The sequence below is a fragment of the Solemya velesiana gill symbiont genome (genome assembly GCF_002020805.1).
GTDB lineage: Bacteria > Pseudomonadota > Gammaproteobacteria > Chromatiales > Chromatiaceae > Sedimenticola_A.
In genome coordinates, this window is the sequence record NZ_MPRJ01000018.1 from 1 (window position 1) to 24,358 (window position 24,358).

Here is a 24,358-nt window from a genome sequence, read left to right on the forward strand (position 1 = left end):
CGCAAATTTCCTTCCAGGGAATAACCTGCTCCATCTCATCCAGAAATTGTTCCTTGCGGGTCTTTTTTCCTGAATTTCTCGTAGCCACTGGCTTCTAGGTTTTGCTGTCTCATCGTTTTCCTGGGAGTGGAGATCAATAGGTCGATGGTATACGATTTTCGAAATTAATCAGATTTGCCTTAATATATAATCTAAACAATAAGTTGCAGGCGTTTTATGATGCCGTTTCTTCGTTTGGTTATTCCCTGGTATCTCCCTGGCTCTGCAGTTTGGAGCAATCAAATATCGCGCAGCAGTTCGTTGATACCGACCTTGGAGCGGGTCTTTTCGTCAACCTGCTTGATGATCACTGCGCAGTAAAGGCTGTGGCTGCCGTCCTTGGAAGGGAGGCTGCCAGGTACCACCACGGCACCGGCCGGGACGCGGTCGAAAGAGATCTCGCCAGTCTCGCGGTTGTAGATCTTGGTGGACTGGCCGATGTAAACGCCCATGGAGATGACGGCGCCTTCTTCGACGATCACGCCTTCTACGATCTCGGAGCGAGCGCCAATGAAGCAGTTGTCCTCGATGATGGTGGGTGCAGCCTGCAGGGGCTCCAGCACGCCGCCGATGCCGACGCCACCGGAGAGGTGGACGTTCTTGCCGATCTGGGCGCATGAGCCAACGGTTGCCCAGGTGTCGACCATGGTGCCGCTGTCCACGTAGGCGCCAATATTCACATAGGAGGGCATCAGCACGGTGCTGGGGGCGATATAGGCGCCTTTGCGCGCGGTGGCCGGAGGTACGACACGGACACCGGTTTCGCGGAACTCGCGGGAGTTCATGTCAGCGTACTTTGAGGGAACCTTGTCGTAGTAGTTGGTGAACCCGCCCTTCAGGAATTCATTATCGTGGATGCGGAAGGAGAGTAGCACCGCCTTTTTCACCCAGTCGTTGACCACCCAGTCGCCATCTTTCTTTTCGGCTACACGGATCTCACCGCGGTCCAGCTGTTCCATGGCCTCGGCCACGGCATCCTTGACCACGGTGTCTACATTGCGGGGGGTGATCTCTGCCCGGTTTTCAAAGGCTTCGATGATGATCGACTGGATATCGCTCATTTTTCTCTCCAGTTAGTGTTCTTGTCTACAACGATTTGATAAAAGTCTTAATGCGCTCGGCGGCTTCCACGCACTCGTCCAACGGGGCGACCAGCGCCATGCGCACACGATGACTGCCGGGATTCATTCCGTCCACTTCCCGGGAGAGGAAACTGCCGGGCAGCACCGTTACGTTTTGCTGTGCAAACAGCCCGCGTGCGAATTCGGTATCCGAAACCGGGGTCTCCGGCCAGAGGTAGAATCCGGCGGCTGCGCGCTCCACAGGCAGTACATCGTACAGGATGTCGTGCGCCGCTTCGAGCTTCTTGCGATAGAGGGACCGGTTCTCTTCCGCGTGCTGCTCATCGCTCCAGGCCTTGATGCTGGCTGCCTGGTGATGAGTGGGCATGGCGCAACCGTGATAAGTGCGGTAGAGGAAGAAGGGGTTGATCAAGTCGGCGTCTCCGGCGACAAAGCCGGAGCGCAGACCGGGAACACTGGAACGCTTCGAGAGGCTGTTGAACACGATGCAGCGGCGGTATTCCGTGTTGCCCATCTCCGCGGCGGCTTGAAGCAGTCCGGGTGGCGGGTTCTCTTCGTCCAGGTATATCTCTGAGTAGCACTCGTCCGAGGCGATGATGAAATCGTGCTCTTCGGCCAGGTTGATAAGTCTCTGCAGGGTTGCCATATCCGCCACGGCACCGGTGGGATTGCCGGGGGAGCAGAGGTAGAGCAGCTGGCAGCGTTTCCAGGTCCCGGGGCTGATGCCGTCGAAATCGGGCAGAAAGTTATTCTCATCTGTACAGGAGAGAAATACGGGTTCCGCACCGGCCAGCAGCGCCGCCCCTTCGTAGATCTGGTAGAAGGGATTCGGCATCAGTACCTGGGGTTGCCTGGAGGCGTCGACCGCCGCCTGGGCAAAGGCGAACAGCGCCTCGCGGGTGCCGTTTACCGGGAGGACATGTCGCTCGATATCCAGGCTCTCCGGGGGCAGGTCGTAGCGTTTGATCAGCCAGTCGGTGATAGCCTGGCGCAGCTCGGGCGTGCCCTTGGTGGCGGAGTAGGTGGCCACGCCATGGAGATTGTCATGCAGTGCATCCCGGATGAAGACCGGGGTCTTGTGCTTGGGCTCCCCGATTGAGAGCGGGATGTGGTTCAGCTCTTCGGGGGGCGTTACGCCTGCTTTGAGGGTCGCGAGCTTCTGGAAAGGGTAGGGCTGGAGTTTGTCCAGACTCGGGTTCATCAGGTCCACTGTCATACTGTTGGACGGCAAGTCCGGTTCGTTACGAGGCGGGTAGTATAGGCTATTCGAGCTTTCAGACCAACGTGCTGCAGGTGCGAAAAAAATAAGGGAATTCCGGATCAGGGTGAAGGTTGGAGCAGAAAATGCCCGGTTAGACCTCTGAATTGGCGTCCAACCGCTCCCGGATCGCTTTTTCGATGCACTTGAACTGGCTGCGATCGTCCAGTGGGCGATCCTCGCGGTCGGTGATGAAGAAGGTGTCTTCCGCTACGGCGCCGATGGTCGCGATTTTGGCGTTGATAAGGCGCAATCCACAGGCTGTAAAGGCATAACCCACCTGGGAGAGGAGTCCCGGACGGTCGTCGGTGACCAGTTTCATGATGGTGCGTTGATTGCCGCCATCCAGTACGAAATCGATGCGGGTCGGAGTGGTGAAGTGCTTCATCTGTCGTGGTACGCGCCGGGTTACCGTGATGTCATCGATTTCGTCTTTACTCAGGGCCTCCTTGAGAGTGGCGCAGATCTCTTCCCGGCGGCCGGGGTTGTCAATCGCGCTGCCATCGTTCTCAAGTACCATATAACTGCTCAGGGAGTAACCTGTATGGGTGGACTCGATACGTGCACCCAGGATGTTAAGTCCCAGTTGATCCAGCAGGCTGGTGGTGAGAGCGAACAGGTTGTCCCGGTCGGTTGTATAGATGAAAACCTCGTTTCCGCCGCGGGTGCTGGATTTGCGCAGCAGCACCAGTGGCAGATCCTCTTTCTTGGCCGTGAGCACCATCTTGCTCTGCCAGGCGATCTCTTCCCAGGTGTGATGCAGGAAGTATTCGAGACTCAGGGTCAGCCAGAATGCATTGGAGTCCTCCGGGCTGATGCCGTCGGCTTTAAGCAGGTGGCGTGCACCGGCCTGCTTGTTCTGGATCACCTCGTCGCGGTCCTTGAGATTCTCGAGCCCCCGCAACAGGGCCTGCTTGGTGGTCATGTAAAGGTCACGCAGCAGGGAGTTTTTCCAACTATTCCACTTCTTGGGGTCGGTAGAGCGGATATCCGCGACTGTCAGGAGGTAGAGGTAGTCGAGCCTGACAGGGTTCTTCACCTCTTCGGCAAATGCCCGGATGACATCGGGGTCGCTGGTGTCCTTGCGCTGGGCGGTGATGGACATCAACAGGTGTTTCTCTACCAGCCAGGAGACCAGGAGGCTTTCGTGTTCGCTCAGGTCGTGGTGCCTGCAGAATTTCAGGGCATCTTCGGCGCCCAGCGTTGAGTGGTCGCCGCCACGTCCCTTGGCGATGTCGTGAAACAGGGCGGCCAGGTAAATCAGTTCATGTTTTGGCAGCCGCTCCATGATATCGCTGCAGAGCGGAAACTCGGCACGGTGATCCGGGACTGCGAAACGGCGCAGGTTGCGTATCAGGAACAGGGTATGCTCGTCCACGGTGTAGGCGTGAAACAGGTCGTACTGCATGCGCCCGACAATGTTGGAGAATTCGGGGATGTAGCGTGCCAGGATGCCATATCGATTCATGCGGCGAAGCTCGTGGGCGATGCCGCGGGGCTGGCGCAGGATCTCCATGAACAGGTGGCGGGTTGCCGGGTCGGCCCTGAATTTGTCATCGATCAGGTGGCGGTGACTGCGTGCCAGGCGGATGGTGCTGGCACGTACGCCGTAGAGCTCGGGGTGTTGTTCCATGATAAGGAACATCTCGAGCAGGGCCAGGGGATAGCGCTCGAAGATATCCTCGCTTGTGATCTCCAGGAAACCGCTCCTGGAGTGAAAACGGGGATTGATGGGTTTGGGTTCGTCCAGGTGGCATTTGAGCAGGATGTATTCCTGGAACAGCTGCAGCAGCATTTCATTCATCCGGTTGAGCCGGATCGCGATTTGGTAGTAGTGCTGCATGAACTGTTCGACGCCCAGGCCACTCTCGTCGTCGCTGTATCCGAACTGCTCGGCCAGGGTGCGCTGGTAATCGAACAGGATGCGGTCTTCATGGCGTCCGGTGAGCAGGTGCAGGGCGAAGCGGATGCGCCAGAGCAGTTCCTGGCCCTCCATCAGGTCCTCGAATTCGGTTTTGGTCAGAAAGCCGTGGGAGACCAGTTCGTCCAGGGTATCCGCCCTGAAGTGGCGCTTTACAACCCAACCGATCATCTGGATGTCCCGCAATCCCCCCGGGCTCTCCTTTATATTGGGCTCGAGATTGCTGACGGTGCCATCGAATTTGAGATGGCGCTGCTTCTGTTCCTCCCACTTGGCCTGGAAAAAACGCTCGATGGGCCAGATTTTGTCAGGGCCGGTGCTGTCGCGAAGTGCGTTGAACAGTCGGAGCGGGCCGGAGAGCAGGCGGGACTCCATCAGGTTGGTGGCGACGGTTATGTCCCGTTCCGCCTCCTCGATACTCTCCTGCAGGGTGCGGACGCTGTGGCCTATCTCAAGGCCGATATCCCAGAAAAAGGTGAGCAGGCTGCCCAGGCACTCCGACAGTTGATCGTGATCGCCTTCGCCGAGCAGGATCAGCAGGTCGATGTCTGAGTTCGGATGGAGTTCACCCCGGCCGTAGCCGCCCACTGCGATCAGTGCCACATCGGCATCCAGGGGAACTTGCCGCTCCCACACCGCTCTCAGCAACAGATCGATGATCTCGGCACGCAGTTGAACCAGGTTGGAGACCGGTTCACCCGCTTCAAACAGTGTTTTGAGGTGCTCTTTACCCCTGCCGATGGCATCTCGAAAGAGTGCCAGTGGATTATCCGTCTCAGCGGCTTCCCTCAGAAAAGCGGCTGTGTCCAGGATACGATCAGGCATTGGGTTGTAGTGCCTCGGGAGCTGTCTGCTCCCGCTCTTCTGCTCGCAGGGTGAGCACTTCATAGCCGTCGTCCGTTACCAGGAGGGTGTGTTCCCACTGGGCGGAAAGGCTGCGATCCTTGGTAACAACAGTCCAGCCGTCGGGAAGCAGTTTTACCTGGCGTTTGCCGGCGTTGATCATCGGCTCGATGGTGAAGCACATGCCCGCCTGGAGCTCCAGGCCGTTGCCGGCGGTGCCGTAGTGGAGCACCTGGGGGTCTTCGTGGAAGTCGCGACCGATACCGTGCCCGCAATATTCGCGGACCACGGCGTAATTGTGCGCCTCCACGTGGCGCTGGATTGCCTGGCCGATGTCACCCAGGGTTGCGCCCGGGCGGACCATTCTGATGCCGGTCCAGAGGGCCTCATTGGCAACCTTCACCAGGCGGCGGGCCAGGATCGAGGGCTCGCCGACGAAGAACATCTTGCTGGTATCGCCATGAAAGCCGTCCTTGATGACGGTGATGTCGATATTCACCGCATCGCCGTTCTTGAGTTTTTTCGTCCCTGGAATACCGTGACAGACCTGGTGATTGATCGAGGTGCAGATGGATTTGGGGAAACCACGGTAATTGAGGGGGGCGGGAATGGCCTTCTGCTCGTTCACGATGTAGTCGTGGCACAGCTGGTTGAGCTCATCGGTGGTGATGCCGGGTTTTACGTGGGGCTCGATCATATCCAGCACATCGGCTGCGAGCCGGCCGGCTACCCGCATTTTTTCTATTTCGTCGGCGGTCTTGATGGTTACACTCATCTGGCTGTGATTCCTGAAAAACTTTGGGAAAAATAAGATCTTGGCTAGGCTCAGCCCCTGAGTCCCAATGATTGTGGCAACAGGCGCGATATGATATAAAGCGCGCCTCAGGATCGCAAACGATTCTGTACTCCGGCAGAAATCATCTGCCGGGGAATATTACACACACACACCGTCACGACTGTCGGGGTGCCCGGGAAACCGGGTCGGCAGCCGGGGTGTGTGGAGGAAAAACCCAACAATTTGGAGATTTTATGAGCAACGTATCAATGCGCGAGATGCTCGAGGCCGGCGTTCACTTCGGCCATCAGACTCGCTACTGGAACCCCAAGATGGGGGCCTACATCTTCGGTCAGCGCAACAAAATCCACATCATCAACCTGGAAAAGACGCTGCCACTCTATAAAGATGCAATGAACTACCTCGGTTCTCTCGCTGCCAACGGCGGCAAGATCCTGTTCGTTGGCACCAAGCGTGCTGCACGTGACACCGTGCGCGAAGAGGCCGAGCGTTGTGGTATGCTTTACGTCAATCACCGCTGGCTGGGTGGCATGCTGACCAACTTCAAGACCATCAAGCAGCGCATCAAGCGCCTGAAAGACCTGGAAGCGATGTTTGAAGACGGTTCTGTTGAACGCTTCAACAAGAAAGAGGCCCTGGGTCTTCGCCGCGAGATGGAGAAGCTGGATCGCAGCCTGGGCGGTATCAAGGACATGGCGGGTCTGCCCGATGTCCTGTTCGTGGTAGACACCGGTCATGAAAACATCGCCGTCGCTGAAGCCAAGAAGCTGGGTATTCCGGTGGTCGGTGTTGTGGATACCAACAACGATCCCGATGATATCGATTACGTGATCCCCGGCAACGATGACGCCATCCGCGCTATTCAGCTTTACGTCCAGGGTGCAGCTGCTGCTGTACTGGAAGGCCGCACCAGCGCTGCCCACCTCGGTGGTTCTGGCAATGACGAGTTCGTTGAAGTTGAAGAGAAAGCTGCCGCTGAGGCGCCAGCCGAATAAACCGCGGGCAGTCATTCGGTAAACGATGTGACAACCAATTGACCCTCGCCCTGGATAAAGCCCAGGGCCGGGGTTGCTTCTGTTAGCAAGTGAGGCCCATGTCCATAACCCGGATTTGGGGCACTCAATTTATTTAGACAACTTGAGGATTTCGAACCATGGCTATTACTGCCTCTATGGTAAAGGAACTGCGCGAACGTACCGGTTCCGGCATGATGGAATGCAAAAAGGCGCTGGTGGAGACCAACGGTGATATCGAAGCCGCCATCGAGATGATGCGCAAGTCCGGCCAGGCCAAGGCTGCCAAGAAGTCCGGCCGTACCGCCGCTGAAGGCATTATTGTTATCAAGTACAGTGACGATGCCAAGAAAGCCGCTATGGTGGAGGTCAACTGTGAAACTGACTTCGTGGCCAAAGACGAGAACTTCACCTCTTTTGCCAACGCCGTTGCAGAGCGTGCACTCAACTCTGACGTTGATACCGTTGAAGCGCTGCTGGAGCAGCCTCTGCACGACGGTGAAGAGACCACCATCAACACCGCCCGTGAAGCCCTGATCGCCAAGATCGGCGAGAACATGAGCGTTCGCCGTTTTCAGCGTTTCAGCACCGATGGCGGTATGCTCGCGAGCTACCAGCACGGTATTCGTATCGGTGTTGTTGTTGAGCTCGAGGGTGGCGACGAGTCCCTGGGCAAGGATATTGCCATGCATGTTGCAGCCAGCAACCCAGTCTGTGTCTCCGAAGAGCAGGTGCCAGCCGACATGCTGGAAAAAGAGCGTGACATCTTCAAGACCCAGGCGCTCGAGAGCGGCAAGCCCGAGAACATCGTCGACAAGATCATCGATGGCCGCGTACGCAAGTACCTCGCCGAGATCACCCTGGTAGGGCAGGCATTCGTCAAGGATCCTGACCAGACCGTCGGCAAACTGCTCTCTGGTGCCAACGCCAAGGTGACCGGTTTCTCCCGCTTTGAAGTGGGTGAAGGCATCGAGAAGAAGGTTGAAAACTTTGCCGATGAAGTTGCAGCCCAAGCAGCGGCTGCAGGCAACTAAGTCAGTCCTAGCGATTAGCCCCCGATTTTCGGGGGCTTTTCGTATAAGATAAACAAAATATATATCACGATCGGAGGGGCTCGGAACAATATGTCTGAAATGATCTGCCAACGCATCTTACTCAAGCTCAGCGGTGAGGCGCTGATGGGGCAGGGCAATTTCGGAATCGATCCGAACGTGATCTCCCGCCTGGCCAGCGATATCAAGGAGCTGGTCGATGCGGGCATGCAAGTGGGTGTCGTCATCGGCGGCGGCAATATCTTTCGCGGTGAAGGGCTTGCTAGATCCGGGATCGACCGGGTCTCCGGTGATCACATGGGTATGCTGGCAACTGTCATGAACTCCATGGCCATGCAGGATGCCCTGCAGAAGACCGGTGTGAAGGCTAGGACCCTGTCCGCAATCAAGATGGAGCAGGTCTGCGACTTCTATGTGCGCCGCAACGCTGTTCAGCATCTCGAGGATGGCGAGGTTGTGATACTGGCCGGTGGTACCGGTAATCCTTATTTCACAACGGATTCGGCTGCCAGCCTCCGGGCCGTCGAAATCGGTGCCCAGCTGATGATCAAGGCGACCAAGGTCGATGGCGTCTATTCAGCCGATCCTGTGACGAATCCTGAGGCGGTTTTTTATCCGCGTCTGAGTTATGATCAGGCGCTGGCAGAGGGGCTCAAGGTGATGGATGCGACTTCCATCGTTCTTTGCCGCGACAACGACATGCCCCTTCGTGTGATGAACATCAATGAGCCTGGCGCACTGATGCGCCTGCTTCAGGGAGAAGATGTGGGTTCTCTAGTAGAGAGTGGAGATGGAAATGATCGATGACATAAAAAAAGACGCGGCAGAACGCATGGGGAAAAGCGTGGATGCGTTGAACAACGAACTGGCGAAGGTCAGGACCGGCCGCGCCCATCCAAGTCTGCTCGATCACATAACGGTGTCATACTACGGAAATGACACCCCCCTCAACCAGGTTGCCAATATCTCCGTGGATGATGCGCGCACCCTGGCAGTAACGCCCTGGGAAAAGACCATGGTTGCTGCTGTGGAGAAAGCGATCATGAGTTCAGATCTTGGTCTCAATCCGAACACGGCAGGTACTGTTATTCGTGTTCCGCTGCCTCCACTGACAGAGGAGCGGCGCAAGGACCTCATTCGTGTGGTTCGCCAGGAAGCGGAGCAGGCACGCGTTGCTGTACGCAATATCCGGCGTGATGCCAACCAGGACCTGAAGAGCCTGGTAAAAGAGAAGCTGATATCCGAAGACGATGAGCGTCGGGGACAGGAGATCATCCAGAAGCTCACCGATCAGCACGTCAAAGACGTCGATGAGCTTCTGGCAAAGAAAGAAGAAGACCTGATGTCGATCTGACAGACGTCCGGGATGACCAAATATCCTCGGTTACCTCGGCACGTGGCCATCATCATGGATGGCAACGGCCGATGGGCACAAAAACGTGGTCAGCCTCGATATGCTGGTCACAAGGCCGGTGTCAAATCCGTACGGACATCGGTTGAGCAGTGCGCGAAACTGGGCATTGAAGTATTGACCCTGTTCGCCTTCAGCAGCGAAAACTGGAAGCGCCCAAAGAAAGAGGTGCGCATGCTGATGGAACTGTTCATGGTGGCGCTTAAAAAAGAGGTTAAGCGGCTCAATAAAAACAATGTCAGGCTCCGTATCATTGGTGACAGATCAGCATTCGATCCTGCACTCCAGAAAAAGATCGCAGAATCTGAAACCGCCACGGCAGAGAATACAGGGCTGGTCCTCCAGATCGCTGCTAATTATGGTGGCCGATGGGATATCACGCAGGTAGCTCGACAACTTGCCGAAAGAGTAAAGGCCGGTGAACTTGAGTCGAGCCAGATCACTGAATCCATGATTGCGGAAACGCTCTCATTTGCAGACCTGCCTGATCCGGATCTGTTCATACGAACAGGTGGTGAGCAACGGATCAGTAATTTCATGCTTTGGCAGACTGCTTACACCGAACTCTATTTCGCTGACGTACTCTGGCCCGATTTCGATGCAGAAGCTTTTGAAGGTGCATTGGCATCTTTCCGGCAGCGACAGCGTCGGTTCGGTAAGACCGGTGAACAGATCGATCAGGAAACACCGGAAAACACAGAAGAGTAGTTTTCATGCTGATCCAGAGACTCATCACTGCACTGATTCTCATCCCACTGGTCATTGCCGGTGTGCTTTACCTGCCAATCACAATCCTGGCTGCAGTTTTTGCGCTGATCGTGCTCCTGGGGGCGCGTGAATGGACCGCTCTCGCAGGGATTCGGAATTTTTCCGGCAAGCTGCTGTTTTTTGCCGTTGTCACAGCAGGTATCGCAGGTGCGTACTGGTTGATACAGCGGCCGGAGCTGGCTCTCTACATGTTTGTCGCTTCGGTTGTCTGGTGGGTGATTGTGACTGTTCTTCTTTATCGCTATCGTCCCCAACAGGCCATCTTCGGTGGTTCTCTTTTCAAAGCGTTTCTCGGTCTGATCGTATTGGTTCCCGCCTGGGCGGCGCTTGTAGCAATACACGGTTATGGGGAAAAGGGGCCTGTTCTGTTGCTGTTTTCAATGACCCTTTCCTGGGTGGCTGACAGTGGCGCCTACTTTGCAGGCAGCCGCTGGGGGAAAGTGAAGCTGGCACCCGCTATCAGCCCAGGGAAGACACGTGAGGGAGTGTATGGCGCCCTTGCAGGAGCCGCACTTTGGGGGCTGCTGTTGGCATGGTATGCACCGGAACTGGGTTCTGTGTTGGTGCTGGTACTTTTCTGCCTTCTGGTGTGTATCATCTCGGTAGTGGGCGACCTGTTCGAAAGTCTGCTCAAGCGACAGGCAGGGATGAAGGATAGCGGGAGGCTGCTGCCGGGTCATGGGGGCGTACTGGATCGCATGGACAGTCTGACCGCCGTGGCACCGGTCTTCGTTTCTGGCTTGATGTTGTTGGGAGGGGTGTGATGATCGGTCTGACCGTGCTGGGGTCCACCGGGTCTATCGGGGTCAGCACCCTCGACGTGGTTGCGCGACACCCTGAGAAATACAGGGTAGTGGCCCTCACGGCGAACCGGGATGTAGAGGGCATCTTCAGGCAGTGCCAGTCATTCAACCCCGCTTATGCCGTGATGGCAGATTCGGAATCAGCAAAGCAACTCGAGACAATGCTTTCTTCTACGGAGCTGAAGACCGAAGTCCTGGCGGGGATTGAAAACCTGGAGGCGGTTGTCGCACACCCCGAAGTGGATTATGTAATGGCCGCAATCGTCGGGGCGGCAGGGTTGCTGCCGACCCTGGCTGCGGTTCGTGCGGGAAAAAGGATTCTGCTCGCCAATAAAGAGGCACTGGTGGTCTCCGGTGAACTGTTCATGCAGGAGGCCGAAAAAAGCGGCTCACTGATTCTCCCTATCGACAGTGAGCATAATGCGGTCTTCCAGTGCATGCCCTCCGAGTTCAACCAGGGCCTGGAGCGTGTGGGTGTGCGGAGAATTCTATTGACAGCTTCGGGGGGGCCGTTCAGACAGACGTCCCTGGAGCAGTTAGAACACGTTACTCCCGAGCAGGCCTGTGCCCACCCGAATTGGGATATGGGGCGAAAGATCTCTGTGGATTCCGCCACCATGATGAACAAGGGGTTGGAGGTTATCGAAGCCTGCTGGCTCTTTCATACGTCAGTGGACAATATACAGGTAGTACTCCATCCTCAAAGCGTGATTCACTCCCTGGTTCAATATGTCGATGGATCAGTGCTGGCCCAGCTGGGCAATCCCGACATGCGTACCCCAATCGCGCACGCCCTGGCTTGGCCCGAGCGGATTGAATCCGGCGTATCGAATCTCGATTTCTTCGAGGTGGCCCGGCTTGATTTCGAGCCACCGGACATGGACCGTTTCCCCTGTCTTGCGTTGGCCTACCAGGCCGTCGAGGCGGGCGGTACCGCGCCAGCTGTGCTGAACGCGGCAAACGAGGTTGCCGTTGCCTCTTTTCTGGATGGCAAACTTGGTTTTACCGGAATCCCAAAACTGATAGAGGCGGCTCTTGAGCAGATGCCGGTCACGCCTGCCTCGAACCTGGAGTCTCTGCTGGCAGTGGACCGCGAAGCCCGATTCGTGGCGGAACAAACGATCGCCACCCTGGTCTGATTTTCGGTATGGATTCCTTTCTGTTTACTGTTGCATCATTTATCGTCGCCCTGGGTGTGCTGATCACGGTGCATGAGTTCGGTCATTTCTGGGTGGCCCGGAAACTCGGCGTCAAGGTGCTGCGCTTTTCCATCGGCTTCGGCAAGGCCCTCTGGAGTCGTACCGGTGCACGCGACGATACAGAGTACGTGATTGCCGCCATTCCCCTCGGCGGTTATGTGAAAATGCTCGACGAGCGTGAAGGGGAGGTGGCTGAAGAGGAGAAGGCGCGGGCTTTCAATCGCCAGTCCCTTTCAGTTCGCACCGCAATTGTTGCGGCTGGACCGGTATTCAACTTCTTTTTTGCGATTTTCGCTTTCTGGGCAATTTTCGTTGCCGGGGACGATGGGACGCGCCCTCTTGTGGGTGAAGTGAAAGCCGAATCAATAGCCTACTCTGCAGGGTTTCGCGCTGATGACGAACTGATCTCCATTGGTGGTCGTTCGACTCCGACCTGGGAGAGCGCAGTGTTTGCCCTGTTGTCCCGCTCCGACAGCGCTTCCCCATTGGAGGTCGTGGTCAGGAGTGCTGACGGTTTTGAAGAGAGTCGCCATCTGCCAGGCGGTGAGCTTGTCAGTCTGAGCGAAAACGGCAACCTGCTCCAGGGCATGGGATTGACACCCAAGCGGCCCGTGGTTCCCCCTGTTATTGGGGAGCTGGTGCCAGGGGAAGCGGCGTCTGTTGCTGGCATCAGAAGCGGGGACAGGATTCTGAGTGTCGATGGGGAGCATGTCCCGGATTGGGGGGAATTCCTGACCTACGTGAGAGCCCATCCTGGTCAAAAGGTCGAACTCGAGGTTGAACGCGGGTTGGAGAGGCTCTCGATTTCACTTGTTGTGGGCTCTCGCGAGGCCAATGGTGAGACGATCGACAGAATAGGCGCAGGGGTTCATATCCCGGAAGAGCTCTACCGGGATTATCGTGTAGAGGTGCGATACGGACCCGTCGAGGCGGTAGGTGAGGCGGTAGTGAAGACCTGGGACATGTCCCTGTTCATGCTGAAAATGCTTGGCCGCATGGTAACCGGCGAAGCTTCAGTCAAGAATCTCAGTGGACCGATATCCATCGCCCAGACAGCGGGCAAATCAGCCAGCTATGGCCTGGTCTATTTTTTAAAGTTTCTGGCCCTCATCAGTATCAGCCTGGGTGTGTTGAACCTGTTGCCGATCCCGGTACTCGATGGCGGTCACCTGCTGTTCTTCCTGGTCGAGGGGGTCAAGGGCAGTCCGATGTCCGAAGAGGCTCAAATACAGAGCCAGAAGATCGGCATGCTGATTCTGCTGGCCCTGATGGGACTGGCTTTTTATGTCGACATTGCCCGTCTGCTGGGATAGTTCGGAAAGTTTATTTATACTAGAGCATCTTTGTGGGACGGACGATGATTAACAGTCTCTGCCTGGCATGAGCGGGCTGTTACCTGGATTCGTCACAGGGATGTAGGATGATCCTTTGTGGGATTGTTAAAATTCATAAAAATCAAACAGATATAACGAAAATATGAACTCTGTCATTAGGTTCTTCCAGGTCTGTTTTGCCGTATTGACGCTTCTACCTCTTGTCGCCTTTGGCGAATCGTTTGTTATCAAGGATATCCGCGTCGAGGGGCTGCAGAGAATTTCAGCAGGTACGGTATTCAATTACCTCCCTGTGAAGATTGGCGAAGCGATCGATGCCACCGAGACCTCGAGCATCATCAAGTCTCTCTACAAAACCGGCTTTTTCAAGGATATCCGGCTGGAGCGTGAAGGCGATGTCTTGATCGTTTTTGTCACCGAGCGCCCGGCCATTGCCAAAATCGACATCAGTGGTAATGAGTCCATGGAATCGGAACAACTGCTGCTGGCCCTCAAGGATATCGGTCTTGCAGAGGGTCGTGTTTTCAATCGATCCATCCTGGATAAAATCGAACAGGAGCTTCGTCGACAGTATTTCAGCCAGGGAAAATACGGCGTCAAGCTGGAGTCCACCGTTTCCCCTCTTGAGCGGAACCGGGTCGGAGTCAATATCAAGATTTCCGAGGGTGCGACTGCACGAATCAGAAAGATCAATATCATTGGCAACGAGTCATTAGAGGAAGAGGATCTTCTGGATGAGTTCAGCCTGAGTACCACGGGCTTTCTCTCGGCATTTACCAAGGACGATCAATATTCCAGGCAGAAACTTGCGGGCGACCTGGAAAAACTCCGTACCTACTATCTTGACCGGGGCTATCTCAATTTCAAGATCATATCCACCCAGGTTTCCATTACGCCTGACAAGAATGATATTTATGTCACGGTGAACATCTCGGAGGGGGATGTCTACACCATCAGCGATATCAGGCTGGCTGGTGAGTTGGCTGCGCCAAAAGAAGAGTTTTTCCCGTTAATTCGTCTTACACGCGGCGAAGTTTTTTCACGCAAGGCAGTGACAAGCAGTGCGGAGCGTATCACTGACCTGCTGGGCAACAAGGGCTATGCGTTTGCCAACGTGAACAGCATTCCTGATATCGATAAAGAGAAGAAACAGGTAGCCATCACCTATTTCGTGGATCCGGGTAAACGGGTATACGTACGTCGGGTGAACATGCGCGGAAACCATGAAACCCGGGACGAGGTCCTGCGCAGGGAAATGCGGCAGATGGAGTCTGCATGGTTCTCCAGAGAGTTGGTAACCCGCTCCCGCAATAGACTGCAGCGTTTGGGTTACTTCGACGAGGTGAATATCGAGACGCCCGCCGTTCCCGGCTCTACTGACCAGGTGGATGTGGATATTTCGGTAATTGAAAAGCCCATGGGTAACCTGCTTGCTGGCCTGGGTTACTCCCAATCATCAGGTATCGTATTCAGTAGCAGTATTACCCAGACGAACTTTCTCGGCACCGGTAAGCGGGTAAGCCTGGCGTTTGACAACAGCGGGGCGAACACCAATTACTCACTTGGTTACACCAATCCCTACTATACCGTTGATGGCATAAGCCGGGGTTTTAATCTCGGTTACAAAAAGACCGACTTCAAAGAGGTAGATACCGCGAAATACCTGACGGATACAGCCCTTGCCGGGGTAAATTTCGGTATTCCGGTAACAGAGACCGACAGGGTTGGCGTTAGTTTCGACCTGGCCAACACAAAGTACAAGGTAGGTGCTGGCGCTTCGACCGAGATCGCGGATTTTGCGACGGACAATGGCGATGATTTCGTGGATCTTAAGGTCGGAATGAACTGGAGCCGTGATTCCCGTGACTCTGCGGTTATGCCGACCAGTGGATCCATGCAGAGATTCGAGGCAATGGCCACGTTTCCTGGCAGTGATCTCGAGTATTACAAGATCAACTACAAGCACAAGAAGTACTTCCCTCTCAATGAATTCGTATCCCTGGCCCTGTCAGGGGATGTCGGGTACGGCGATGTCTATGGAGACTCAACACGCTTGCCATACTGGGAAAACTATTTTGCCGGCGGCGTAAAGTCTGTCCGTGGATTCAAGGATTACAGCCTCGGGCCCCGGGATAGCATTGATGATCCTCTGGGAGGGAACTTTAGGTTGGTTGCCAATGCCGAAGTGTATTACCAACCCGGTTTCAGATTGCTGGAGCGATCTGTAAGACTGGGATGGTTCTTTGATGCCGGTAATGTCTATGACACTTCCGGTGATGAGGATATTGATTTGGGTGAACTGCGCTACTCTACCGGCCTGTCCGCGTTATGGCTCTCTCCGCTGGGGGCACTCGGCTTGAGTCTGGGACTGCCGCTCAACGATAAGAGTAGCGATGAGGTAGAGAGCTTGCAGTTTACTTTTGGCACTACATTTTAAAAGCTCCGGAGAACGGCTTTGAAAAAGACAGCGATTATTCTATTGGCGGGTTTGCTTGGTTTTTGTGGAACTGTGCTTTCCGAAGAGCTCAGGATTGGCGTGGTGAATATCAATTATCTGTTGGCCAAGTCACCACAAAATAATGCTGCCAGCAAAAAATTGGACGCGGAGTTCAAAAGCCGCAATAATGATCTGGTTGGCAAGCAGAAGAAGTTGAAAACACTGGAAGAAAAACTGGAGCGGGATAGCGCAGTGATGAGTGCGGATGAGGCGAAACGCCTAGAGCAGGATATCCGTTCACGCAAGCGTCAACTCAAGAACTCCCGGGACGAATTTCGCGAGGACCTTAATCTTCGTCGCTCCGAAGAGACCAATAAGCTGCTGAAGTATATTTCCGAGGTGATCAACCAGGTTGCAGAGGAAAGGAAGCTCGATCTGGTGCTTAGCAACGTGCCGGGTGTTGTGTATGCGAGCAAGCGGTTGGACATCACCGAAGATGTCCTGGATAAACTCAATGCCCAGGCTACATCCGGAGGCAGCAAGTAACCTGCCGGGAAAAATTATGGCTACTCGGCTTGAAGCGCTTGCCCGGGCTGTGGATGCGCAGTTGCAGGGCGATCCCGGTTGTCTGATAGACAGGGTCGATACGATTCAGGATGCCGATGGTGAAGGGGCCATCTGCTTTCTAGCAAACAACAAGTATCGAAAATACCTGTCAACAACACGGGCTTCAGCGGTGATTCTGGGGGCTGAGTTCGCTGAGGGGTGCCCGGTCAATGCGCTGGTTTGTGACAATCCCTATCTTGCTTATGCAAGAGTTTCTGCGCTTTTGAATCCAAGGCCGCCTGTGGCGGGCGGTATTCACCCATCGGCCTTCGTTGATGAGGGGGTGCATGTAGACAGTCTTGCGTATATCGGTCCCTGTGCCGTGGTAAGCGCCGGTGCGCATGTGGGCCCCGGGGCATACATAGGTCCTGGCAGTGTGCTTGAGTGCGATACTTCAGTTGGCGAGGAGAGCCGACTGGTGGCCAATGTGACGGTTTGCAAGGGCAGCCGTATCGGAAAGCGGGCCATCATCCATCCAGGCGTGGTCATAGGAAGTGATGGTTTCGGCTTCGCCAACGATAACGGCGTTTGGGAGAAGGTCCCGCAACTCGGAAATGTGGTCGTAGGCGACGACGTGGAGATTGGCGCCAACACCACGGTTGACCGGGGTGCCCTGCGAGATACTGTCATTGAGCAAGGGGTCAAGCTGGACAACCAGATACAGATCGCTCACAACGTACATGTTGGCGCCCACAGCGCAATGGCAGGTTGTACAGGGGTGGCCGGCTCAACAACCATTGGCGCCCACTGTACCTTTGGTGGGGGAGTCGTGGTAGTGGGGCATCTCGAACTTGGTGATAACACCCATTTCTCGGCCATGAGCCTGGTCAGTCGTTCTGTCAAGGAGCCAGGGCTGTACAGCGGCAATCTGCCGGCAACTCCGAATTCCGAATGGAGGAAAACCATCGCAAGGACGAGACAGCTGGATGATATGGCACGGCGACTGAAGCAGCTTGAAAAGCAGGTTGCCCAACAGGCCGAAAAAGAAGCAACAGACGACTGAGAATAGAATTTTATAGTTTCTGCGACGGGATCAATGTGATGATCACCTGTCTGGAGGGGAAGTTTTGAGCACAATGGATATTCACAAGGTGATGCGCCTTCTGCCGCACCGCTACCCGTTCCTGCTGATTGACCGGGTGAAGGAGTTTGAGAAAGACAAACGCCTTCTGGCAGTCAAGAATGTCAGCATCAATGAGCCTTTTTTCAATGGCCATTTTCCGATACGACCGGTCATGCCTGGTGTCCTGATTGTCGAGGCAATGGCCCAGGCAACAGGCCTGCTGGCCATGGAGTCGGACCCTTCCACGGTGGGAGAAAATTCCCTGTACCTGTTCGTCGGAATCGACAAGGCCAGGTTCAAGCGGCCTGTAGAGCCTGGAGACCAACTGGAAATAGAGGTTTTCCTCAACAACATGAAACGGGGTATCGGCGTTTTTTCCTGCACGGCAAAGGTTGATGGAAAAATTGCGGCTACTGCTGACATCATGTGCACGGCAAAGGAATTCAACGATTGATCCATCCCTGTGCCATCATTGATCCCAAGGCGGAGCTGGACGAGTCCGTTAAGGTCGGCCCGTTTACGGTGATTGGACCTGGCGTTCAGGTAGGCAAGGGAACCGACATTGGGCCGCATGTGGTTATCAAAGGGGAGACCTCAATTGGAGAAGATAACCGCATCTTCCAATTCGCTTCAGTAGGCGAGGACCCCCAGGATAAGAAATATGCGGGGGAGCGTACCCGTCTCGAGATTGGTGACCGCAACGTAATCCGTGAATTCACGACCATCAACCGGGGTACTGCCCAGGATGCCGGGGTGACACAGATTGGCAATGACAACCTGTTAATGGCTTATACCCATGTTGCCCATGACTGCAGGATAGGAAATCACGTCATCATGGCCAACGCCGCATCCCTTGGCGGTCATACCGTTATCGATGACTGGGCAATACTGGGAGGCTTCACAATAGCCCACCAGTTCAGCCACATCGGTGCACACAGTTTCTGCGCCATGGGTTCAGCCGTCAACAAGGACATGCCGCCCTATGTCACAGTCAGTGGTCATCCGGCAAAACCCCACGGTATCAACTCCGAAGGACTTAAACGGCGGGATTTCAGCGCTGATGCCATAGCGGCGATCAAGGAAGGTTACAAGCTGATTTATATGAGGGGACTCAAACTGGAGGAAGCCAGGGAAGCATTGGACGCACTGGCCCGGGATTTTCCGGAAGTTTCCCTGTATACCGATTTCCTTCAAAAAAGCGATCGCGGCATAGTCCGCTAACACTTTCCATGGCAGATACCCTAAGAGTCGGCATCGTGGCCAACGAGGTCTCGGGAGATCATCTTGCTGCCTCTTTGATACGTGCGCTGCGAACCAAGCATCCCGATATCCAGTTTGAAGGGATGACAGGACCTGCAATGGCAGGGGAGGGGTGCAAAAGCCTTGCGGTGATCGACCCGGTCATGGGGCTGGCCGAGGTGCTGAAGCACCTGCCTTCGCTGATCTCAACCCGGAAGGCGCTGTTCAAACACTTCGTGGAGAATCCACCTGATGTCTTCATTGGTGTGGATGCGCCCGATTTTAATCTGCAGCTGGAAACCCGGCTGCGGGAGTCAGGGATCAAGACCGTGCATTTCGTCAGCCCAACGGTTTGGGCATGGCGCCAGAAGCGGGTCAAAAAGGTACACAAGGCAGTGGGCCTGATGCTGAGCATCTTTCCCTTCGAGGTCGATTTTCTACGGGAACACGATGTGCCGGTTGCCTGCGTAGGGCATCCGCTGGCGGATGAAATCCCCCTGGAAAACGATGCAACTGCCTCAAGGGAAAGGCTTGGCATCCCGGCAGATGTCCCCGTGATCGGGATACTGCCCGGCAGCCGGATGAGCGAACTGAAGGGGCTGTCCGAAACTTTCATACGCACCGCCCAGTGGTGCCATGAAAGGGAGCCCAGGTTGCAGTTTGTCACACCCCTGGTCAACGCCAGGATACGTGAAGCCTTCGAGTCGGAACTGGAACGACTCGCTCCCGACTTGCCAATACACCTGGTGGATGGGAGTTCCAGGGATGCCATTCTCTCCTCGGACCAGGTCCTTACCGCTTCTGGAACTGCAACCCTTGAGACTTTGCTGTTGAAACGTCCGATGGTGGTCGGTTACAGACTCCACTGGCTGACCTATTGGTTGGTCAATACGTTCGATCTACTGAAAATTCCGCATTTTGCTATGGCCAACCTTCTCTCCCCCGAGCCTTTGGCTCCCGAGTTTCTACAGGATGAGTGTAATCCTGAACAGCTCGGTCCAGCACTGATGGAACTGCTGAACGCGCCAGAGCGGCGTGCTGAAATCCGTTCCGTCTATGGTGAAATCCATAAGCACATGCGGCTGAATGCTGCAGAAACAGCAGCTGGTGCCGTTCTGGAACTGATCCGCGGCAGGCCAGGCTCATGAGTGATACCCGATTGATAGCCGGTGTCGACGAAGTCGGGCGGGGTCCTCTCGCGGGCCCTGTGGTGGCTGCAGTCGTGATTCTCGATCCTGGTCGCGAGATAGCCGGATTGGCCGACTCGAAAAAGCTGACTGAAAAGCGGCGTGAGAGGCTTGATGAGGAGATCAAGTCGTGTTCCCTGGCCTGGGCGTTGGGCAGGGCAGAGGTGGAGGAGATCGACCGGTTGAATATCCTCCAGGCAAGCCTGCTGGCCATGAAGCGTGCAGTGGAGGCACTGTCAGTTGCCCCACATCACGCCCTGGTGGATGGAAATCGCTGTCCTCAGTTGCTGTGCAGTGCAGAGGCAATTGTCGGTGGTGACAACAGCGTACCGGTTATCAGTGCTGCATCGATCATCGCGAAGGTTGCCAGGGACAGGGAGATGATCGCCCTGGACGAACGATACCCGGGTTATGGCCTGGCCAAGCACAAGGGCTATCCTACCAAGGCCCACCTGGAGGCCCTTGCCGAACTGGGCGTCACGGAAATACACCGACGCTCCTTCGGTCCTGTGAAGCGCCTTCTCACGGCTTAATAAAGGTCATACAGATACGCCTGCAAGCACATGAAATTTAATGGGAAGTATTGTGTGATCGTTGGTTTGCATGAAGACGAAAGCTGTTTGTCACGAGATTGTGTGTTGCACAGGACCCAGGCAGATACGAGAATTAGCAGGTGGCTGACAAGGCAGCTCCCTCAATAAAAATCATATGTCGAAACAGTTTGTCCATTTGCGGGTTCATTCAGAGTACTCACTGGTCGATGGGCTGGTGCGTATCAAACCCCTTGTGGGTGCAGCGGCCAAGGCGGGCATGCCGGCCGTCGCGGTCACGGATCAATCCAATCTTTTCGCGCTGGTTCGGTTTTACAAGGCGGCCGTTGCTGCCGGTGTAAAACCGATTTGCGGGGTCGACGCCTGGATTCGCGACCCGGAAGATCCCAACAATCCCTACCGCATGGTGTTCCTGGTTCAGAATAACCGGGGCTACAGGAACCTGACTGAGCTGGTGTCCCGAAGCTATCGCGAAGGGCAACACCTGGGGCGGGCCATGATGGAGCGTGAATGGCTGACCCGTGAAACATGTGAAGGTGTTATCGCCCTGTCCGGCGGACGGTTGGGCGATGTGGGCAGGGCCATTCTGGCTGGCAATCGTCAGGACGCCGACAGACTGCTGGAGCAATGGCTGAGCATCTTTGGCGATCGATACTACCTTGAGATCCACCGTACCGCCAGGGCGAACGAGGAGGAGTGCCTCCATGCCAGCGTCGATCTGGCCCTGGCTCATGGTGTTCCGGTAGTTGCGACCAATGAAGTGCGCTTTCTCAACTCGGAGGATTTCGAAGCCCACGAGGTCAGGGTCTGCATCCATGAAGGGCGCACTCTCGATGATCCGCGGCGACCGAAAAACTATAGTGACCAGCAGTATCTGCGCTCAATAGAGGAGATGCATGAACTCTTCTCCGATATCCCCGAGGCGCTGGAGAACAGTGTAGAGATTGCCAAGCGCTGCAACATAGAGCTGACCCTGGGTAAGAATTTTCTACCGGATTTTCCCATCCCCGAGGGGATGACCATCGAAGAGTTTTTCTCCGCCGAGTCCTACAAGGGACTGGAGTGGCGCCTGCAGCGCATACTCTCTGAAGATGACTCGGAGTACCAGAGTAAGCGCAAAGTCTACGAAGATCGCCTTCAGATTGAGTTGGACGTGATCAACCAGATGGGATTTCCCGGGTACTTCCTGATCGTGGCCGACTTCATACAGTGGGCCAAGGACAACGGCATACCCGTAGGTCCGGGGCGTGGATCCGGTGCCGGTTCCATCGTCGCTTACGCATTGAAAATCACCGACCTCGATCCCATAGAGCACGATCTGCTGTTCGAACGCTTTCTCAATCCCGAACGTGTCTCCATGCCCGACTTCGACGTGGACTTCTGCATGGACAATCGCGACCGGGTTATCGACTACGTGGCACAGCGCTACGGCCGCGACTCGGTGTCCCAGATCATCACCTACGGCTCCATGGCGGCGAAAGCGGTGGTGCGTGATGTAGGACGCGTACTGGGACATCCCTACGGCTTCACCGACAAGGTAGCCAAGATGATCCCCTTCGAGATCGGTATGACCCTGGACAAGGCGCTGAAGGAGAGCGAAGACCTGGGCCAGGCCTATAAGCGCGAGGAAGAGGTCACCGCCCTGATCGACATGGCCAAGAAGCTGGAGGGCTTGTCACGCAATGCCGGCAAACATGCAGGAGGCGTGGTCATCTCCCCCGGCAAGCTGACCGATTTCACCCCCCTCTACTGCGAGCCCGGGGGAGAGAACCTGGTCACCCAGTTCGACAAGGACGACGTGGAACAGGTGGGCCTCGTGAAGTTCGACTTTCTCGGTCTGCGTACCCTGACTATCGTCGATTGGGCATTGAAGACCGTCAATACCGAGCGCCAGTCCCAAGGGCTTGAGCCGGTGGACATCTCGGCCATACCGGTGGATGACGAGGCCTCCTTCCGTCTTCTCAAGAACTGCGAGACAACCGCGGTCTTCCAGCTGGAATCCCGGGGTATGAAGGAGTTGATCAAAAAGCTCCAGCCCGACTGCTTCGATGACATTACAGCGCTTGTGGCACTGTTCCGCCCGGGGCCCCTGCAGTCGGGAATGGTGGATGACTTTATTGCCCGTAAACATGGTCACCAGGAGGTGGTCTATCCTCATCCCGATCTCGAACCGATTCTAAGATCCACTTATGGCGTGATTCTCTACCAGGAACAGGTGATGCAGATTGCCCAGGTCCTGGCAGGCTACAGCCTGGGTGGGGCGGACCTGCTGCGCCGCGCAATGGGTAAGAAGAAGCACGAGGAGATGAAAAAGCAGGGCGAGATCTTCCGTACAGGGGCAGTAGAACGAGGCGTAGAGGCAGACACCGCCACCTACATTTTCGACCTGATGGAGAAGTTCGCGGGTTACGGCTTCAACAAGTCCCACTCCGCTGCCTACGCACTGGTTTCATACCAGACCATGTGGCTCAAAGTGCACTACCCGGCAGCATTCATGGCGGCAGTGCTCTCAGCAGACATGGATACCACCGAGAAGGTGGTCACCCTAATCGAGGAGTGCCGGTCCATGAAGCTCAAGGTCGACCCTCCCCATGTCAATCACTCGGAGTTCATGTTCACTGTGGATGGCGATGACACGGTGATCTATGGCCTGGGTGCAATCAAGGGCGTTGGCGAGTCGGCTATCGAGAGCTTCATCGAGGGACGCAAGTCGGGTGGGTCCTACAATGATCTGTTCGAATTCTGCCGTCGCATCGATTTGCGAAAGGCAAACCGCCGGGTGCTTGAATCTCTCATACGTGCAGGTGCGTTGGATGAACTGGGTGCCAACCGGGCCAGCCTCATGGCCCAGCTACCCCTGGCCCTGAAGATGGCCGAGCAGCACCACGAGATGCAAGCGGCAGGGCAGGACGATCTGTTCGGCATGGCCGACCCGGAGCCCAAGATGGGAGCCGACCTGCAGGTGGTGCCCCAGGACACCGAAGAGTGGGATGACGAAATCAGGCTTCAGGGCGAAAAGGAGACCCTGGGCCTCTACCTTACCGGCCACCCCATCGATCGTTATGGAGCCGAACTCTCCGGACTGGGCTGTTCGCGCATAGCGAACCTGTCTCTCGATGGCGGCAACGGTGGTGGGGATGGTGGATTCCGCAGACGGGGTGGCCCAAGGGTTATGGTGGCCGGATTGGCGCTGTCGGTCAGTCACCGGCAGACCCAGCGGGGCCGGATGGGTACCGTGACACTGGACGACCGGACTGCGCGAATAGAGGCAACACTCTTTTCAGAAGTCTATGAGACCTACCGGGAGCTGCTGGTGGGTGATAAGATACTGGCGGTGTCGGGAACCCTCAACTACGACGAGTACCGGGGCGGTCTGAGCATTCGGGTCGACCACCTGATGGAGTTCGAACAGGCCAGGGACGCCTATGCCAGTTACCTGCGACTGCAGGTGGACTGGAACCGGTTCCAGGATGGCAGCTACTCGGCTGCCGGCTTTGTCCGTGAACTCAGTCAACTGCTAGCTACCTACCAAGGGGGGAACTGCGGATTGCGGCTGACCTATTCAGGCACAACGGCCATGGGAACCATGATGCTGGGAGATGAATGGCGGGTAAGGCCCACGGACGAACTGATCAAACGGCTCGAAAGGATGCTGGGCCCCGGTCGTGTGGAGGTGGTCTACGGTCCACGAAAACAGATGCCGGAGAATGGCGCTGCAATGGCCGGTTGATGGTTGGTTTGTCGGCAGCAGCAGCT

20 protein-coding genes are annotated in these 24,358 nt (G+C 55.8%); 16 read left to right on the forward strand and 4 right to left on the reverse strand.

All coding sequences use genetic code 11. The features are described 5' to 3' along the window. Nucleotides 1-278: 278 nt before the first annotated feature. The 4 genes from dapD to map form a co-directional block, all read right to left on the reverse strand. A complete protein-coding gene (gene dapD / locus BOW53_RS04000) occupies nt 279-1,100 on the reverse strand; it encodes a 2,3,4,5-tetrahydropyridine-2,6-dicarboxylate N-succinyltransferase (protein ID WP_078486222.1) in 822 nt (273 codons plus the stop codon). 25 nt (nt 1,101-1,125) lie between these two features. Further along, nucleotides 1,126-2,322, reverse strand: coding sequence for a succinyldiaminopimelate transaminase (gene dapC / locus BOW53_RS04005; protein WP_078486263.1), 1,197 nt, complete (start codon nt 2,320-2,322; stop codon nt 1,126-1,128). Nucleotides 2,323-2,473: 151 nt separating this feature from the next. Continuing rightward, nucleotides 2,474-5,125, reverse strand: a complete 2,652-nt coding sequence (glnD, locus tag BOW53_RS04010) for a [protein-PII] uridylyltransferase (RefSeq protein WP_078486223.1) — start codon at nt 5,123-5,125, stop codon at nt 2,474-2,476. After that, on the reverse strand, nt 5,118-5,918 hold the full coding sequence (gene map / locus BOW53_RS04015; protein WP_078486224.1) for a type I methionyl aminopeptidase: 801 nt from the start codon (nt 5,916-5,918) through the stop codon (nt 5,118-5,120). The genes glnD and map overlap by 8 nt, the downstream gene beginning before the upstream one ends. Nucleotides 5,919-6,172: 254 nt before the next feature. On the opposite strand from map, the gene rpsB reads away from it, so the two are divergent. The 16 genes from rpsB (at nt 6,173) to dnaE (ending at nt 24,332) form a co-directional block, all read left to right on the forward strand. Then, the gene (gene rpsB / locus BOW53_RS04020) at nt 6,173-6,934 is read left to right on the forward strand and encodes a 30S ribosomal protein S2 (protein WP_078486225.1); all 762 of its coding nucleotides are present in this window, start codon (nt 6,173-6,175) and stop codon (nt 6,932-6,934) included. Nucleotides 6,935-7,092: 158 nt separating this feature from the next. Beyond that, a complete protein-coding gene (gene tsf / locus BOW53_RS04025; RefSeq protein WP_078486226.1) occupies nt 7,093-7,986 on the forward strand; it encodes a translation elongation factor Ts in 894 nt (297 codons plus the stop codon). Between the two features lie 90 nt (nt 7,987-8,076). After that, the gene (gene pyrH / locus BOW53_RS04030) at nt 8,077-8,811 is read left to right on the forward strand and encodes a UMP kinase (protein WP_078486227.1); all 735 of its coding nucleotides are present in this window, start codon (nt 8,077-8,079) and stop codon (nt 8,809-8,811) included. After that, nucleotides 8,801-9,358 carry a ribosome recycling factor gene (gene frr / locus BOW53_RS04035; RefSeq protein WP_078486264.1) on the forward strand — a complete coding sequence of 186 codons (558 nt, stop codon included), beginning with the start codon at nt 8,801-8,803 and terminating at the stop codon, nt 9,356-9,358. Before pyrH ends, frr begins: the two co-directional genes overlap by 11 nt. A gap of 12 nt (nt 9,359-9,370) precedes the next feature. Continuing rightward, nucleotides 9,371-10,123 carry an undecaprenyl pyrophosphate synthase gene (locus BOW53_RS04040; RefSeq protein WP_078486228.1) on the forward strand — a complete coding sequence of 251 codons (753 nt, stop codon included), beginning with the start codon at nt 9,371-9,373 and terminating at the stop codon, nt 10,121-10,123. Nucleotides 10,124-10,128: 5 nt separating this feature from the next. Then, a complete protein-coding gene (locus BOW53_RS04045) occupies nt 10,129-10,947 on the forward strand; it encodes a phosphatidate cytidylyltransferase (protein WP_078486229.1) in 819 nt (272 codons plus the stop codon). Then, on the forward strand, nt 10,947-12,125 hold the full coding sequence (gene ispC, locus BOW53_RS04050; protein WP_078486230.1) for a 1-deoxy-D-xylulose-5-phosphate reductoisomerase: 1,179 nt from the start codon (nt 10,947-10,949) through the stop codon (nt 12,123-12,125). The genes BOW53_RS04045 and ispC overlap by 1 nt, the downstream gene beginning before the upstream one ends. Before the next feature lie 8 nt (nt 12,126-12,133). Next, the gene (gene rseP / locus BOW53_RS04055; RefSeq protein ID WP_078486231.1) at nt 12,134-13,498 is read left to right on the forward strand and encodes a sigma E protease regulator RseP; all 1,365 of its coding nucleotides are present in this window, start codon (nt 12,134-12,136) and stop codon (nt 13,496-13,498) included. A gap of 163 nt (nt 13,499-13,661) precedes the next feature. Continuing rightward, nucleotides 13,662-15,956, forward strand: a complete 2,295-nt coding sequence (bamA, locus tag BOW53_RS04060; RefSeq protein ID WP_078486232.1) for an outer membrane protein assembly factor BamA — start codon at nt 13,662-13,664, stop codon at nt 15,954-15,956. A 102-nt stretch (nt 15,957-16,058) separates the two neighbouring features. Continuing rightward, nucleotides 16,059-16,502 carry an OmpH/Skp family outer membrane protein gene (locus BOW53_RS04065; protein ID WP_245831991.1) on the forward strand — a complete coding sequence of 148 codons (444 nt, stop codon included), beginning with the start codon at nt 16,059-16,061 and terminating at the stop codon, nt 16,500-16,502. A 16-nt stretch (nt 16,503-16,518) separates the two neighbouring features. Further along, nucleotides 16,519-17,565 (forward strand): UDP-3-O-(3-hydroxymyristoyl)glucosamine N-acyltransferase, encoded by a 1,047-nt coding sequence (lpxD, locus tag BOW53_RS04070; RefSeq protein ID WP_078486233.1) that lies wholly within the window; start codon nt 16,519-16,521, stop codon nt 17,563-17,565. A 73-nt stretch (nt 17,566-17,638) separates the two neighbouring features. Next, a complete protein-coding gene (gene fabZ, locus BOW53_RS04075) occupies nt 17,639-18,079 on the forward strand; it encodes a 3-hydroxyacyl-ACP dehydratase FabZ (RefSeq protein ID WP_078486234.1) in 441 nt (146 codons plus the stop codon). Then, the gene (gene lpxA, locus BOW53_RS04080) at nt 18,076-18,846 is read left to right on the forward strand and encodes an acyl-ACP--UDP-N-acetylglucosamine O-acyltransferase (RefSeq protein WP_078486235.1); all 771 of its coding nucleotides are present in this window, start codon (nt 18,076-18,078) and stop codon (nt 18,844-18,846) included. Before fabZ ends, lpxA begins: the two co-directional genes overlap by 4 nt. A gap of 8 nt (nt 18,847-18,854) precedes the next feature. Then, nucleotides 18,855-20,012, forward strand: coding sequence for a lipid-A-disaccharide synthase (lpxB, locus tag BOW53_RS04085; protein WP_078486236.1), 1,158 nt, complete (start codon nt 18,855-18,857; stop codon nt 20,010-20,012). Then, the gene (gene rnhB, locus BOW53_RS04090) at nt 20,009-20,584 is read left to right on the forward strand and encodes a ribonuclease HII (RefSeq protein ID WP_078486237.1); all 576 of its coding nucleotides are present in this window, start codon (nt 20,009-20,011) and stop codon (nt 20,582-20,584) included. The genes lpxB and rnhB overlap by 4 nt, the downstream gene beginning before the upstream one ends. Nucleotides 20,585-20,759: 175 nt before the next feature. After that, nucleotides 20,760-24,332 carry a DNA polymerase III subunit alpha gene (gene dnaE, locus BOW53_RS04095; RefSeq protein WP_078486238.1) on the forward strand — a complete coding sequence of 1,191 codons (3,573 nt, stop codon included), beginning with the start codon at nt 20,760-20,762 and terminating at the stop codon, nt 24,330-24,332. Nucleotides 24,333-24,358: the final 26 nt, after the last annotated feature.